Genomic DNA, 257 nt, shown 5'->3' with positions numbered 1-257 from the left:
ACTTCATCTCCCACACTGATTTGGCCAGCAGAGATCGTACCTGCAAAACCACGGAAGTCGAGATTCGGGCGATTCACGTATTGCACAGGAAAGCGGAATGGCTTATCAAGTGTTTCATCGGATGTATCAGCCGCTTCTAAACATTCTAATAATGTACGGCCTTTAAACCAAGGTGTATGCGTAGAACGATCAACAACGTTATCACCTAATAATGCCGATAACGGGGTAAATTCGATGGTGATGTCATTTAATTTTTC

The 257-nt window shown here is 43.2% G+C and carries 1 pseudogene; it reads right to left on the bottom strand.

Annotated elements, in window-relative coordinates:
* A pseudogene (locus MTCD1_RS19620) lies at nt 1-257 on the bottom strand (sulfate adenylyltransferase subunit CysN); the annotation flags it as partial.

The sequence above is a fragment of the Colwellia marinimaniae genome, assembly GCF_002207865.1.
Taxonomy (GTDB): Bacteria; Pseudomonadota; Gammaproteobacteria; order Enterobacterales; family Alteromonadaceae; genus Colwellia; species Colwellia marinimaniae.
Note: the sequence above shows the minus strand (reverse complement) of the source record. Positions and strands in the feature narration are given on the sequence as shown.